Here is a 14,356-nt window from a genome sequence, read left to right on the forward strand (position 1 = left end):
TGCCTCAGGCCTGATCGTCGATGATGGCGACCGCGCGGGTCCAGCCCGCGGAGGCGCGTTCGATCTTCACCGGGAAGCATGAGACCGTGAACCCGGTCGAGGGCAGTTGATCGAGATTGTGCAGCTTCTCGAGATGGCAATAGCCGATGTGCCGTCCGGCCTTGTGGCCTTCCCAGATCAGGCCGGCATCCTTTGTCTCGGCGTATTTCCTCGCGGTGTAGACGAACGGCGCGTCCCAGCTCCAGCCGTCGGTGCCGGTCAGGCGAACGCCGCGTTCGAGCAGGTACATGGTGGCTGCATAACCCATGCCGCAGCCGGAATTGACGTATTCGGCTTGGCCGAATTTGGTCCCGGCGCTGGTGTTGACGACGACGATCTCCAGCGGCGACAGGGTGTGTCCGATGCGCTTCAGTTCGTTCTCGACGTCGTCGGCGCTCGCCACATAGCCGTCGGGCAGATGCCGGAAGTCGAGCTTCACGCCGGGCTGAAAGCACCATTCCAGCGGGACTTCGTCGATGGTCCATGACCGCTCGCCACGGTTCATTGTCGGATGGAAATGCCAGGGTGCATCGAGATGCGTGCCGTTATGGGTCGAAAGCGAGACCTGTTCGACGGCCCAGCCCTGTCCGTCCGGCAGATCCTGCGCCTCGAGACCATCGAAGAACTGCAGCATCCGGGGCAGGCCTTGCTGGTGATCGATATACTGGATCGTCGGATGGTTGCCCGGCGGATCGGCCGTCACGTCGTTTCGCAGCGGCACCGAGATATCGATCAGCTTCCGCGGCATGGGCATTCCCTCAACATGGTCCGCTGTTTCGAATATTTTGAGGGGCCCCTGTTGCCGGCGTCAAGTCAGTTGGCGGCGACGACGGCCACCGGCCGTACCCGCCATAAAGCGAATTGCCTCAGAAAAAGATCGATGCAACTCTTGCATTGATCGATGCTGGAATTGGTTTGGACAGAGAATGCCGTCCGCCCTAGGGACGACTTGGTGCTTGACTTCACGCCTGAAGTGGAGCGACCCAAGGCGGCCCGCAGCCTGCCCGACAACGATATAATCAACCCCGGAGGAAAGCCCAGATGAAGACACTCACCGGTATCATCACAGCCGTTGCGCTGGCGCTCTCGGCGCCTTTGGCGACCGCACGCGATTTCCGCTCGGCCGACGTCCATCCGGCAGACTATCCGACCGTCGAGGCCGTCAAGTTCATGGGCAAGCAGCTCGCGGCGGCGAGCGGCGGCAAGCTCGGCGTCAAGGTGTTTCCGAACGGTGCCCTGGGCTCCGAAAAGGACACCATCGAGCAACTCAAGATCGGCGCGCTCGATATGATGCGGATCAACGCCTCGCCGCTGAACAATTTCGTGCCCGAGACCATCGCGCTGTGCCTGCCCTTCGTGTTCCGCGACACGCAGCACATGCGCACCGTCCTCGACGGGCCGATCGGCGACGAGATCCTGGCGGCGATGGCGCCCGCCGGCCTGGTCGGCCTTGCCTATTACGACAGCGGCGCCCGCTCCATCTACACCGTCAAGGCACCGGTCAAGTCCCTCGCCGACCTCAAGGGTCTGAAGATCCGCGTCCAGCAATCCGACCTGTGGGTCGGCATGATCCAGAGCCTCGGTGCCAATCCGACGCCGATGCCATATGGCGAAGTCTATACCGCGCTCAAGACCGGGCTTGTCGACGCTGCCGAGAACAACTGGCCCTCCTATGAGTCCTCGCGCCACTTCGAGGCCGCCAAGTTCTACAACATCACCGAGCACTCCCTGGCGCCCGAAGTTCTCGTGATGTCGAAGAAGGTGTGGGACACGCTGAGCAAGGAAGACCAGGGGATGGTCCGCAAGGCAGCCAAGGAATCGGTGCCCGTCATGCGCAAGCTCTGGGACGAGCGTGAGCAGGCCTCGCGCAAGACGGTCGAGGCGGCTGGCGTCCAGGTCGTGACGATCGCCAACAAGCAGGAGTTCGTCGATGCGATGAAGCCGGTGTACCAGAAGTTCGCCGGCGACGAGAAGCTGCAGGGCCTCGTCAAGCGCATCCAGGACTCGAAGTAAGCACAACGGCGTCGGGTCCGGAGTCGCCGACCCGCGACACCGGACCCAGGCGGGGAGGCGCGGGATGACAGACCCACACGTCGCAGATCATGAGCATGAGGCGGTCGGACGACCGTCCACCGGCTTGCTGTCACGGATCAACGCTCCGATTGCTCGCACCGGCATGTATCTGTCCGTGGCCGGCCTGCTCGTCATCGTCACCATCGTGTTCTATCAGGTGTTCGGGCGCTACGTCCTCAATTCCAGCCCGACCTGGACGGAGAACCTTGCACTGGTTCTGATCCTCTATGTCACGCTGATCGGCGCCGCGGTCGGCGTGCGCGATGCCGGACACATCGGCATGGATAGTCTGCTGGTCATGCTTCCGGATCACATGCGGGAGAAGATCGAGCTCGTGATCCACGTCCTGGTGGCCGTGTTCGGCATTGCGATGGCCTATAACGGCTGGATCCTCGGGTCTTCGGTCGGCACCGTGAAGATCCCCAATCTCGGCCTGCCCGAGGTGATCCGCTACGTGCCGCTCATCGCCTCCGGTCTCCTGATCGTTTCCTTTTCCATCGAGCACATCATGGCTCTCTTGCGCGGCGAAGAGGTCGTCCCCTCATGGAACTGATGATCCTCGGCGCCACCTTCTTCGGCTTCCTCGTTCTTGGCGTTCCCGTCGCCTTCGCCATCGGCCTCTCGGCGATCTGCACTATTCTCTACGAAGGCCTGCCCGTCGCGGTCATCTTCCAGCAGATGATGTCGGGGATGAACATCTTCTCCTTCCTTGCCATTCCGTTCTTCGTGTTCAGCGGCGAGCTGATGCTGCATGGCGGTGTTGCCGACAAGATCGTGCAGCTCGCCAAGAACCTCGTCGGGCACATCCGCGGCGGGCTCGGCATGTCGAATGTGGTCGCCTGCACGCTGTTCGGCGGCGTCTCCGGATCGCCCGTGGCCGACGTGTCCGCCATGGGCGCGGTGATGATCCCGATGATGAAGAAAGAGGGTTTCGACACCGACTACGCCGTCAACGTCACCACCCACGCCTCGCTGGTCGGAGCCTTGATGCCGACCAGCCACAACATGATCATCTATGCCCTGGCCGCCGGCGGCAAGGTCTCGATCGGCGCGCTGATCGCCGCCGGCCTCCTGCCGGCGATCGTGCTGATGGTCTGCATGCTCGTGGCCGCCTACGCTGTCGCGGTGAAGCGCGGCTATCCGGCCGGCAAGTTCCCGGGCTGGGCCGAGGTGTTCCGCTCGCTCGCGGCCGCGCTGCCGGGTCTTCTGATCGTCGGCATCATTCTGGCCGGCATCCTGTCCGGCGTCTTCACGGCAACTGAATCTGCGGCCATCGCGGTCACCTATACGATCCTGCTGACCTTCTTCATCTATCGCACCATGACCTGGGGCAACTTCCTGCGTGCCGCGGCCAAGGCCGTGAAGACGACGGGCGTGGTGCTGCTGCTGATCGGGGTCTCCACCATGTTCCAGTACCTGATGGGACTCTACGAGGTGGCCGACCTGGCCGGCGAGATGATGAGCAAGGTGTCGACGCAACCCTGGGTCATCTTCCTGCTCATCAACGTCATCCTGTTCGTGCTCGGCACGTTCATGGACATGGCGGCGACCATTCTGATCTGCACTCCGATCTTTCTGCCGATCGCGATGAAGGCGGGCATGGACCCGGTGCAGTTCGGCATGCTGATGCTGATCAACTGCGCGCTTGGACTCAACACCCCGCCGGTCGGAACCACGCAGTTCGTGGGCTGCGCCATCGGCGGCATTTCGGTGGGCGCGGTGATGCGCACCATCCTGCCGTTCTATGCCGCGCTGATCGCAGCACTGATGTTCGTGACCTACGTCCCTGCATTCTCGCTGTGGCTGCCTCGCCTGTTGATGGGCTACAAGGGCTAGCAGCACCAGGGAGACACTATCAGTGACGGACTATCGCAAGCTCTTCGATCTCACCGGCAAGACGGCAGTCGTCCTCGGTGGCGCATCCGGCATCGGCAAGTCGTCGGCCGAGGCCCTCGCCGGGTTAGGGGCCCGTGTCGTCTGCGCGGATCGCGCGCTCGAGGCCGCGGAAGCGACGGCCGCAGGTATTCGCGACAAGGGCGGCTGGGCGGAAGCAGCGGCGTGCGACGCCGCAAGCGCTGCGGACGTCAACACGCTCGCCAGAATCGTGATGCAGAAATTTCCGCGGCTCGACATCGCCGTGACGACGCCCGGGCTCAACATCCGCAAGACCATCCTCGACTACACCGAGGAGGATCTCGACCGCGTCCTCAACCTGAACGTCAAAGGCACCGTCTGGTTCTTCCAGGCGTTCGGCCGCATCATGGTCGAGCAGAAGGGCGGCAGCATCATCGCCTGCTCCTCGGTGCGCGCGGTGACCATCGAGCCGGGCCTTGGTGTCTACGGCTCGACCAAGGCCGCCATCGGCCTGCTGGTCAAGGGCTTTGCCTCCGAGGTCGGCCACGTCGGTGTGCGCGTCAACGCGATCGCGCCGAGCATCGCCGAGACCGCGCTGACTGGCCCTTTCAAGCAGCGCCCCGACATCTACAATCTCTACGCCGGCCACACCGTGTTCAACCGCTGGAGCAGCGCCGATGAGGTCGCCACCGCCGTGGCCTATCTTGCCTCGGATGCCGCGAGCTATGTCAGCGGCAGCACGCTGTTCGTCGATGGCGGCTGGACCGCGGTCGACGGCCCGCCGACCGGTCTCACCCAGCTGCACAAATAGGTCGATCGGCGCACGAAAGCCGCGCCTCTTCGGTGTTCCGGCCGCATTTCGCAGTTGCGACAAGACCTTGCAACGGGCACGGCTTGAGCAAATCGCATGGCAGTGCCGGATAAATGCGCTCGGCTGGCTGGTATTTTGGTGTTACCAATCTGCCATGAACCAGCACGCCAAGATCGAAATCCGCCATTCGACCTGCCCGCATGATTGCCCCTCGGCATGCGCTCTCGATGTCGAGGTGGTCGACGGCCGCAGCATCGGCCGCGTCCGTGGTTCGAAGCAGCAGACCTATACGGCCGGCGTCGTCTGCGCGAAGGTCGCGCGCTACGCCGAGCGCATTCATCACCCCGAGCGGGTGATGTTTCCGATGCGCCGCACCGGGCCGAAGGGTTCAGGTCAATTCGTGCGGATCTCCTGGGACGAGGCGCTGGACGAGATCGGCCATCGCTTCAATGCAGCCGAGCGCGAGTTCGGCGCAGAATCGATCTGGCCCTATTACTATGCCGGCACGATGGGCCTGGTGATGCGCGACGGCCTCAACCGTCTCACGCACGTCAAAAAATACTCCCGCTTCTATCAGACCATCTGCGCCAATGTCGCGCGCATCGGCTATGCCATCGGCACCGGCAAGATCGCCGGCGTCGATCCGCGCGAGATGGCGCTCTCCGACCTCGTCGTGATCTGGGGCACCAATCCGGTCAACACCCAGGTCAACGTGATGACGCACGCCTCCCGCGCCCGCAAGGAGCGCGGCGCGAAGATTGCCGCGGTCGACATCTACGACAACGAGACCATGAAGCAGGCTGATATCAAGATCATCCTGCGGCCCGGCACCGACGGTGCCTTTGCCTGCGGCGTCATGCACGTCCTGTTCCGCGACGGCTATGCCGACCGCGCCTATATGGACGAATACACCGATTGCCCTGCCGAGCTCGAGGCGCACCTGAAGACGCGCACACCGGAATGGGCGTCTGCGATTTGCGGCGTCCCGGTGGCGGAAATCGAAGCGTTTGCGAAAGCGGTTGGCGAGACCAAGCGCACCTTCTTCCGCTTCGGCTACGGCTTCACGCGCAGCCGCAATGGCGCCACGCAGATGCACGCGGCCAATTGCATTCCCGCGGTGACCGGCGCCTGGCAGCATGAAGGCGGCGGCGCCTTCTTCAACAATTACGCCCTGTGGCATTTCAACGAATCCATCATCGAAGGCCACGATGCCATCGACCCAAATGTGCGCGCGCTCGACCAGTCCAAGATTGGTCGCATCCTCACCGGCGATGCCGAAGCCCTGCGCGGCAAGGGCCCGGTCAAGGCGATGCTGATCCAGAACACCAACCCGATGACGGTGGCGCCGGAGCAGGCGCTGGTGCGCGAGGGTTTTGCGCGCGAGGACCTGTTCGTCGCAGTGCATGAGCAGTTCATGACCGAGACGGCGCTGATGGCGGACATCGTGCTGCCGGCGACCATGTTCATGGAACACGACGATCTCTATTACGGCGGCGGCCATCAACATATCTCGGTCGGGCCGAAGCTGATCGACCCACCCGGCGAATGCCGCTCCAACCATCAGGTGCTGCAGGGACTGGCGCCGCGGCTCGGTGCCAGACATCGGGGCTTCGAGATGACGCCGCGCGAATTGATCGACGCGACGCTGAAGCTCAGCAATCACGGCGACATTGCCGGCCTCGAGGCCGACCTCTGGCGCGACCTGCAGCCGGACTTCCGCACCTCGCATTATCTCGATGGCTTTGCCCATGCCGACGGGAAATTCCATTTCAGGGCGGACTGGGCGCATCCGCCGTTCGGCGTGACCATGGGCGATTTCGACAAGATGCCTGATCTGCCGGACCATTGGGCGGTGATCGAGCATTCCGACCAGGCCCATCCGTTCCGGCTAGCGACCAGCCCCTCGCGCAGCTTCCTCAACACCACCTTCAACGAGACGCCGTCCTCGCAGGCGCGCGAGGGCAAGGCGAGTGTGATGATCCATCCGCTGGATGCGGCCGCGCTCGACATTGCCAACGGCGATGCGGTGACGCTCGGCAATACCCGTGGCGAGACCACGCTGGTTGCGACGCTGTTCGACGGCGTGCGGCGCGGGGTCCTGATCGCGGAATCCGTTCATCCCAACAAGAACCATATCGGCGGGCGTGGCATCAACATGCTGACGGGAGCCGAAGCCGTCGCGCCGATCGGCGGGGCCGCATTCCATGACAACAAGGTCTGGATCAGGAAAGCCTCTGCAGCTCAGGGCACGCACTCCGTGACGCCATAGCCCGCGAACTCCTTCGCGATATCAGGGTTCATCGACTTCGCCTGAGCGATATCGATGGCACCGTCGCCGCCGCTCTTGCGCGTGGCGATGCCGCGGCCGAACAGCGACGACGACGAGCGCGGGTTGCGCTGGATCGCGTCGTTGTAGTCCTTGATCGCCTCATTGGTCCGGCCGAGCTTGAGGTTGACGAGCCCGCGGCTGTCGAGCGCATCGCTCAATCCGGGATTGATCTGGAGCGCCAGATTGCAGTCGGCCAGCGCGCCCTGCAGATCGCCGGTGGCAGCGCGTGTCCAGCAGCGGTTGTTGAGCGCCTCGCCATCCCTGGGATCCTTGCGGATCACGACGTCGAAATCCTGGATGGCGAGCGCGTAGGCGCGCTTGATCGCATAGACCTGGCCGCGCTTGTATCGCGAGGCGACGTCATTGACGTTCGCTGCGATCTTGCGGCTGAGATCGGCGATGACCGGATCCCTGGCGAGATCGCCGGCGTTCGGAGCAGGCTCTGGTTGCGGCGCGTCGCAGACCGGCTTCTGCGGCTCCGGCTTCGCCGGCTCGGCGGCCTTGTTGTCGGCCGGCTGCGCCACCGAACCTGCGAACGAGAATTCCGTGGTCAGCGAGGATGACAGCCACGGCACCTGTTCCCGTTTGGTGGCGGCGACCACGCCGTTCTTGGTGTTGGTCAAAGCCTGCTCGGCGCTGATATTCGGCGCGCGCATCTCGCGGAGCAACTCGGCGACGAACAGGCCGTGATCGGCCTTGCCCCCGGCGGCGACCGCGCCGAGCGCTGCGGAGTAGAGCACGAGCGAATTGCTCGGCGCGATCGCCGGCGCAAGGCCCGCCGAATAGCGGCGGAAGCGCCGTTCGAACGGGTTGCGGCGTGAGGCATCGATCAACGCGATCTTGATCGCAGCGCCGCGCGTGTTCATCTCGGCGAGAATGGTGTCGAGGCTGAAGCCGTCGCGCGCCACATCCGGCTCGGTCCAGATCTGCGCGTCGACCGGAAGCAGGTAGGTCTGCCGGTTGGACTGGATGGCAAAACCGTCGAAGAAGATCAACGCCACGGCGCCGCGTTCGATGCGGGCATAGAAGCGATCCAGCACCTGCCGCATGGCGTCGGCCGTGAGATTGCTCTGGCGATCGACGACGAAGCCGCCGCGCTTCAATTCCTCGGCGACGTCCTGGACATCGTTGGCGACCTCGCTCAGCACCGCTTCGTTGTCGGGGTATCTTGCGTTGCCGATCACCAGCGCGAGCTTGGCGGCGTCGGCCGCGTGGCTTGCGGATCCTGCGCTCAGCGCGAGCAGGCCTGCCAGCAACATCGTCATCGCGGCGCGCATGAAATGGCTCATCGGTGATCAAAATCTCCAGCCAGGATAGCGGCCGTCACCGCTAATTCAATCGCCGTGCGAATTTGTGCCCACACGCTATGGTGACATGGCGTTGCAGATTGCCCTTGCGCGCGCCGGCCGTCCTGCCGCAAATGGCCGCAAAACGGAACACAAGGAAGCGAACCCACCATGACCGACACCAATGCAATCATCACTGAGAAGCGCGGCCAGGCGTTCTGGATCACCATCAACCGGCCGGAGAAACGCAACGCGTTGAACGGCGAGGTCATCGCCGGCATCACCAAAGGCTATCGCGACGCGCACGACGACAAGGACGTCCGCGTCATCGTGCTGACGGGCGCGGGCGACAAGGCGTTTTGCGCGGGCGCCGACTTGCAGAATTCCGGCGCGGCTTTCGCGATGGATCATTCCAAACCAAATGTCGACTATGCCGATCTGTTACGTTTGTCACAGAACGCCACAAAACCGGCGATTGCGCGGGTCGGCGGCGTCTGCATGGCCGGCGGCATGGGCCTTTTGTGCATGACCGACATGGCGGTCGCGGCCGATCACGTCATCTTCGGCCTGCCGGAGGTGAAGGTCGGCGTGTTCCCGATGCAGGTGCTGAGCCTGTTGCAGAACATCGCGCCGCCGCGCCTCGTCAACGAATGGGCGCTGACGGGCGAGCCGTTCGACGCCAGGGCCGCGCAGGCCGCGGGCCTCCTCAACTACGTCGTGCCTGCGGCGGAGCTCGATGCCAAGGTCGACTGGCTGATCGGCCGCATCGTCGATAAATCGCCGACCGCGATCCGCCGCGGCAAATATGCCATGCGCGCCATCGCCTCGATGTCGTTCGACGAGAGCATCGCCTATACCGAAAGCCAGATCGCGCTGCTTGCGATGACCGAGGACGCCAAGGAGGGCTTGAAGGCGTTCAGCGAGAAGCGGAAGCCGGTCTGGACGGGGCGGTAGCTGCACGAGAGCGGAGTTTACCACCTCAATTCGATTTCAACGGAGGCCGCATTCCTCCGCCGTCATTCCGGGGCGCGCGTAGCGCGAGCCCGGAATCCATCGTGCAGCCAGCGACGCGGGAAAATGGATTCCGGGCTCGCGCCAAGTGGCGCTCCCCGGAATGACCATCTACCCCGCGTTGGCTTTCAGCCCAGCTGCCTGGATACCCGCGAGCGCGCAGGCCTCGTCATTGTCGGAAGTGTCGCCGGAGACGCCGACGGCGCCGAGCAGGGTGGTGCCGTCCATGATCAGCACGCCGCCGGGCACCGGCACCAGGGCGCCTCTGGCCATGGTGTTCACGGCATCGATGAAATAGGCCTGCTCCTGCGCGCGCTGGAACAGGGCACGCGAGCCCACGCCCATGGCCAGCGCGCCATAGGCCTTTCCGTGCGCGATCTCGGCGCGCATCAGGCTGGTGCCGTCCTGCGCCGCCGCGAGCTTGAGCACGCCGCGGGTGTCGAGGATGGTGACGACCAGCGGCTTCAACTTGAGCTCGGCGGCCTTCGCGAAGGCGGCGTCGAGGATCTTGCGGGCGGTATCGAGGGTGAGGTCAGCCATGGCTGGTTTCCTTTTCAGCGAGGGACGTGGAATTGGACTTGGCGCGGTCGAGGCTCATCGCCAGCACGCGCGCGACGTGAAGCGCCTCGCGCTGGGCGCCGTCATGGATCTGGTGCCGGCAGGAGGTGCCGTCGGCAACGATGAGCGCAGTCTGGTCCGCACGCCGCACGGCGGGCAGCAGCGACAGTTCGGCCATCTCGATCGAGGCATCATAGGTGTCGGCACCATAGCCGAATGCGCCGGCCATGCCGCAACAGCTCGACTCGATGGTCTCGACCTTCAGGCCGGGGACCAGCCGCAGCACCTGCTCGACGGGCTTGAAGGCGCCGAAGGATTTTTGATGGCAGTGGCCGTGCACCATCGCCTTGTCGGCGATCGCGCCGAGCGGCAATTGCAGCCGGCCGGCCTCGGCCTCGCGCACCAGGAATTCCTCGAAGGTCAGCGCATGGGCGCCGACCGCCTTGGTATCGTTGTCCTGGCGCAGCGCAGCGAGCTCGTCGCGTAGCGTCAACAGGCAGCTCGGCTCGAGGCCGATGATCGGCACGCCGCGCGCGGCAAAGGGCGCGAAAGCCGCCACGAGACGATCGAGCTCGGCTTTGGCCTCGTCGACGAGACCGGCGGAGAGGAACGTGCGTCCGCAGCAAAGCGGGCGGCTGCCGGCCAAAGGCTTGGGCAGGTGCACACGATAGCCGCCGGTTGTCAGCACGCGGAGCGCGGCGTCGAGGTTCTCGCGCTCATAGACGCGATTGAAGGTGTCGGCGAACAGCACGACCTCGCGGCCCGTCTGCGGACCAATCGCTTCGGCTGCCGGCGCAAACACGTCGCTGCGGAAGGCGGGCAGGGCGCGGCGCGCGCTGATGCCGGCAACGCGCTCGAACAGCTTTCGCAATAGCGGGCTGCGGTTGCGCAAATTCGCCAGCGGCGCGAAGCGCGAGGCAAGGCCGGCATAGCGCGGCAGATAGCCGACCAGGCGGTCGCGCAGCGTCAGGCCGTGAGAGGCGGCGCGCGCGGCGAGCACTTCGATCTTCATCTTGGCCATGTCGACGCCAGTCGGGCACTCATGGCGGCAGGCCTTGCAGGAGACGCAGAGCTTGAGCGTCTCCATCATTTCGTCGGAAGAAAGCGCGCCCTCGCCGAGCTGGCCGGAGATCGCGAGCCGCAACGTATTCGCTCGCCCTCGCGTGACATCCTTCTCGTTGCGCGTGGCGCGATAGGACGGGCACATCACGCCGCCTTCGAGCTTGCGGCAGGCACCGTTGTTGTTGCACATCTCGACGGCGCCCTGGAAGCCGCCGCCGGCCCCGGGCCAGGCCGACCAGTCGAGCCTGGTCTTGAGCTCGCCGACCCGATAGTCGGGCTTGAAGCGGAACAGCGAGCGATCGTCCATCCTGGGCGCATCGACGATCTTGCCGGGATTCAGAACACCCTCGGGGTCGAAGCGCTGCTTCACTTCCCTGAAGTCGGCGACGAGACGCTCGCCGAACATCGTCTCGTGGAATTCCGAGCGCACCAGGCCGTCGCCATGCTCGCCGGAATGCGAGCCCTTGTATTCGCGCACCAGCGCGAAGGCCTCTTCGGCGATGGCGCGCATTGCCTTGACGTCTTTCTCCAGCTTCAAATTCAGCACCGGACGGACGTGCAGGCAGCCCTCGGACGCGTGCGCATACATCGTGCCGCTGGTGCCGTGCCTGGCAAACACCTCGTTCAGTCGCGCGGTGTAGTCGGCGAGATGCGGCAGCGGCACGGCGCAGTCCTCGACGAACGAGACCGGCTTGCCCTCCTGCTTCATCGACATCATGACGTTGAGGCCGGCAGCGCGGAAATCGGCGATGCCGCTCTGCAGCGCCGGCTCAATGATCTCGACCACGCCGCCCCATTTGCGCGTCTCGTTGTTCCAGCCGAAGCCGAGATCGCTCATGAGCTCGCCGAGCTGCTTGAGGCGCACGAGGTTATCCGCCTGGTCTTCTTCGGCGAACTCGACCACCAGCACGGCGTCAGGATCGCCCTTGATCGCGGCTGAGATGATGGGGCGGAACATCGCGATGTCGCGGCCAAGCGCGAGCATGGTGCGATCGACCAGCTCGACCGCAATCGGTTTCAGCTTGACCAGGTGCTGGGCCGCATCCATCGCCTCGTAAAAGCTGCCGAAATGGCAGACGCCGAGGGCCTTGTTGCGGATCACGGGCCACAGCTTCAGCTCGACCTTGGTGGTGAAGGCCAGCGTCCCCTCGGAGCCGACCAGGAGATGCGCCATGTTGTTGCGCGCATTGCGCGGGACCAGCGCATCGAGATTGTAGCCGCCGACGCGGCGCTGCACTTTTGGAAAGCGAGTGGCAATCTCGTCGGCCTCGCGGGCGCCGAGATCGAGCAGGTCGCGGAACAGGGCGCGCGCACTGTCGCCGGCCTCGACATCGGAGAGATCGCGCGAGACCTCGCCGAAGCGGCTCAGCGTGCCGTCGGCGAGCGCAGCCTCCATCGACAGCGTGTTGTCGCGCATGGTGCCGTAGCGCAAGCTGCGGCCGCCGCATGAATTGTTCCCGGCCATGCCGCCGATGGTGGCGCGGGAGGCCGTGGAGACGTCGACCGGAAACCAGAGGCCGTGCTTCCTGAGCTGGCGGTTGAGGTCGTCGAGCACGATGCCCGGCTCGACCACGCAGGTCCGGCCCTCGACGTCGAGTGACAGGATCCGGTTGAGATGCTTGGAGAGATCGACCACGAGCCCATCATTGACGGTCTGGCCGCATTGCGAGGTGCCGCCGCCGCGCGGGGTGACCTTACGCCCCTCGTCGCGGGCGATCGCCAGCGCCAACAACGCCTCGTCCATGGTCTTCGGGACCACCACGCCTGATGGCACGATCTGGTAGAACGAGGCGTCAGTGGCGTAGCGGCCGCGGCTGAAGGGGTCGAACAGGACGTCGCCGGTGATTTCCCGGGCCAGACGTGCGGCCAGGCGGTCCGTTTGGACCGATTCCGGTGAATTTCCAGCCACTTCCGCCGCCATGGTCCGCTCTCGCTGTTCGCCGGCACCGTCTTGCCTCCCGTCACGGCCCTTGGCAAGCGAGCCCTGCTTCTTGTGCATTGACGGACCCCGCCGGGCGAGGGACAAGCCCGACGAATAGTGATATGCGAGCGGCTCGCGGGAGCTCCGAATTCGGGCCCTCCGAGCCAACGCCGAGACAAGCTTCAAAGACCGGGAAGGACGCCGATGACCGTGCACACTGGAAGGCATTTCCTACAGATTCCAGGACCGACCAATGTGCCCGACCGGGTGCTGCGGGCGATGGACATGCCGACGCTGGACCATCGTGGTCCGGAGTTCGCCGAGCTCGGTTTTGCGGTTCTCGCCTCGATGCAGCGGGTATTCCGCACCAAGCAGCCCGTGATCATCTTCCCCTCGTCCGGCACCGGCGCCTGGGAGGCTGCGATGGTCAATGTGTTCGCACCCGGCGACAAGCTCCTGATGTGCGAGACCGGCCAGTTCGCCGTGCTGTGGCGCGGCATTGCCGACAAGTTCAAGCTCGACGTCGACTTCATCCCGAGCGATTGGCGCCATGGCGCCGACCTCGCCGAGATCGAGAAGCGCCTGGCCGCCGACAAGCAGCACGCGATCAAGGCGGTGTGCGTCGTCCACAACGAGACCTCGACCGGCTGCGTGACGCCGCCGCTGGAGGTGCGCAAGCTGCTCGACCGCGTCAAGCATCCGGCGCTGTTGATGGTCGACACCATCTCCGGCCTCGGCTCGATGGAATATGAGCACGACGCCTGGGGCATCGACGTCTCGGTCGCCGGCTCGCAGAAGGGTCTGATGCTGCCGCCCGGCCTCGGCTTCAACGCCGTCTCGGAGAAGGCGCTCACCATTGCCAAGGCCAACCCCGGCATGCGCTCCTACTGGGACTGGCAGGAGGTGATCAACTTCAACAAGCTCGGAACCTTCCCCTATACGCCCGCGACCAATCTGCTCTATGGCCTGCGCGAAGCGGTCAAGATGCTGGAAGAGGAGGGGTTGGAGAACGTCTGGACCCGCCACAAGCGCCACAGCGCGGCGACGCGCGCCGCGATCAAGGTTTGGGGCCTTGAGACCCAGTGCGCCGACCCGGCTGCGCACTCGCCGGCGCTGACCGGCGTGCGCGTGCCGGATGGACACGACGCCGACGCCTTCCGCAAGGTGGTGCTGGAGAACTTCGACATGTCGCTGGGCACCGGCCTGAACAAGGTCAAGGGCAAGGTGTTCCGCATCGGCCATATCGGCCATTTCAACGATCTGATGCTGATGGGCACGCTCGCCGGCGTCGAGATGGGCCTCGATCTTGCAAAGATTCCGCACCGGAGCGGCGGGGTGTTGGCGGCGATGGACGTCCTGAAGGGGCGCGACGCCGTGCCGATGACCAAAGCTCAGGTCGCCTAAGGGCCAAG

General features: G+C 64.7%; 11 protein-coding genes. 7 read left to right on the forward strand and 4 right to left on the reverse strand.

Annotation, left to right across the window (positions count from 1 at the left end):
* Nucleotides 1-4 precede the first annotated feature (4 nt).
* Entirely contained in the window at nt 5-787 is a 783-nt protein-coding gene (locus ACFDR6_RS26945) for a cyclase family protein (protein WP_375860103.1), read from the reverse strand.
* A 293-nt stretch (nt 788-1,080) separates the two neighbouring features.
* Here ACFDR6_RS26945 and ACFDR6_RS26950 point away from each other — a divergent pair, with 293 nt between their 5' ends.
* The 5 genes from ACFDR6_RS26950 (at nt 1,081) to ACFDR6_RS26970 (ending at nt 7,046) form a co-directional block, all read left to right on the forward strand.
* The gene (locus ACFDR6_RS26950; RefSeq protein WP_375860105.1) at nt 1,081-2,052 is read left to right on the forward strand and encodes a TRAP transporter substrate-binding protein; all 972 of its coding nucleotides are present in this window, start codon (nt 1,081-1,083) and stop codon (nt 2,050-2,052) included.
* A gap of 64 nt (nt 2,053-2,116) precedes the next feature.
* Complete coding sequence (locus ACFDR6_RS26955; protein WP_375860106.1) at nt 2,117-2,665, forward strand: TRAP transporter small permease; 549 nt, start codon at nt 2,117-2,119, stop codon at nt 2,663-2,665.
* Complete coding sequence (locus tag ACFDR6_RS26960) at nt 2,656-3,948, forward strand: TRAP transporter large permease (RefSeq protein WP_212090992.1); 1,293 nt, start codon at nt 2,656-2,658, stop codon at nt 3,946-3,948. Before ACFDR6_RS26955 ends, ACFDR6_RS26960 begins: the two co-directional genes overlap by 10 nt.
* Before the next feature lie 22 nt (nt 3,949-3,970).
* Nucleotides 3,971-4,777 (forward strand): SDR family NAD(P)-dependent oxidoreductase, encoded by an 807-nt coding sequence (locus ACFDR6_RS26965; RefSeq protein ID WP_375860107.1) that lies wholly within the window; start codon nt 3,971-3,973, stop codon nt 4,775-4,777.
* Nucleotides 4,778-4,931: 154 nt separating this feature from the next.
* Nucleotides 4,932-7,046: a molybdopterin oxidoreductase family protein gene (locus ACFDR6_RS26970; protein ID WP_375860108.1), complete on the forward strand. Its 2,115-nt coding sequence runs from the start codon at nt 4,932-4,934 to the stop codon at nt 7,044-7,046.
* On the opposite strand, the gene ACFDR6_RS26975 is transcribed toward ACFDR6_RS26970, so the two are convergent.
* On the reverse strand, nt 7,019-8,395 hold the full coding sequence (locus ACFDR6_RS26975; RefSeq protein WP_375860109.1) for a caspase family protein: 1,377 nt from the start codon (nt 8,393-8,395) through the stop codon (nt 7,019-7,021). The genes ACFDR6_RS26970 and ACFDR6_RS26975 overlap by 28 nt on opposite strands.
* A 168-nt stretch (nt 8,396-8,563) precedes the next feature.
* Between ACFDR6_RS26975 and ACFDR6_RS26980 the strand changes: the two genes are divergently transcribed.
* Complete coding sequence (locus ACFDR6_RS26980; protein WP_375860110.1) at nt 8,564-9,346, forward strand: enoyl-CoA hydratase/isomerase family protein; 783 nt, start codon at nt 8,564-8,566, stop codon at nt 9,344-9,346.
* 168 nt (nt 9,347-9,514) lie between these two features.
* Here ACFDR6_RS26980 and ACFDR6_RS26985 read toward each other — a convergent pair whose 3' ends face one another.
* Both ACFDR6_RS26985 and ACFDR6_RS26990 read right to left on the reverse strand, forming a co-directional pair.
* Nucleotides 9,515-9,943 (reverse strand): GlcG/HbpS family heme-binding protein, encoded by a 429-nt coding sequence (locus ACFDR6_RS26985; protein ID WP_375860111.1) that lies wholly within the window; start codon nt 9,941-9,943, stop codon nt 9,515-9,517.
* On the reverse strand, nt 9,936-12,944 hold the full coding sequence (locus tag ACFDR6_RS26990; protein ID WP_375860237.1) for an FAD-binding and (Fe-S)-binding domain-containing protein: 3,009 nt from the start codon (nt 12,942-12,944) through the stop codon (nt 9,936-9,938). Before ACFDR6_RS26990 ends, ACFDR6_RS26985 begins: the two co-directional genes overlap by 8 nt.
* A 204-nt stretch (nt 12,945-13,148) precedes the next feature.
* Between ACFDR6_RS26990 and ACFDR6_RS26995 the strand changes: the two genes are divergently transcribed.
* The gene (locus ACFDR6_RS26995) at nt 13,149-14,348 is read left to right on the forward strand and encodes a pyridoxal-phosphate-dependent aminotransferase family protein (protein ID WP_375860112.1); all 1,200 of its coding nucleotides are present in this window, start codon (nt 13,149-13,151) and stop codon (nt 14,346-14,348) included.
* Nucleotides 14,349-14,356: the final 8 nt, after the last annotated feature.

The organism is Bradyrhizobium tunisiense (genome assembly GCF_042263385.1).
Taxonomy (GTDB): Bacteria; Pseudomonadota; Alphaproteobacteria; order Rhizobiales; family Xanthobacteraceae; genus Bradyrhizobium; species Bradyrhizobium tunisiense.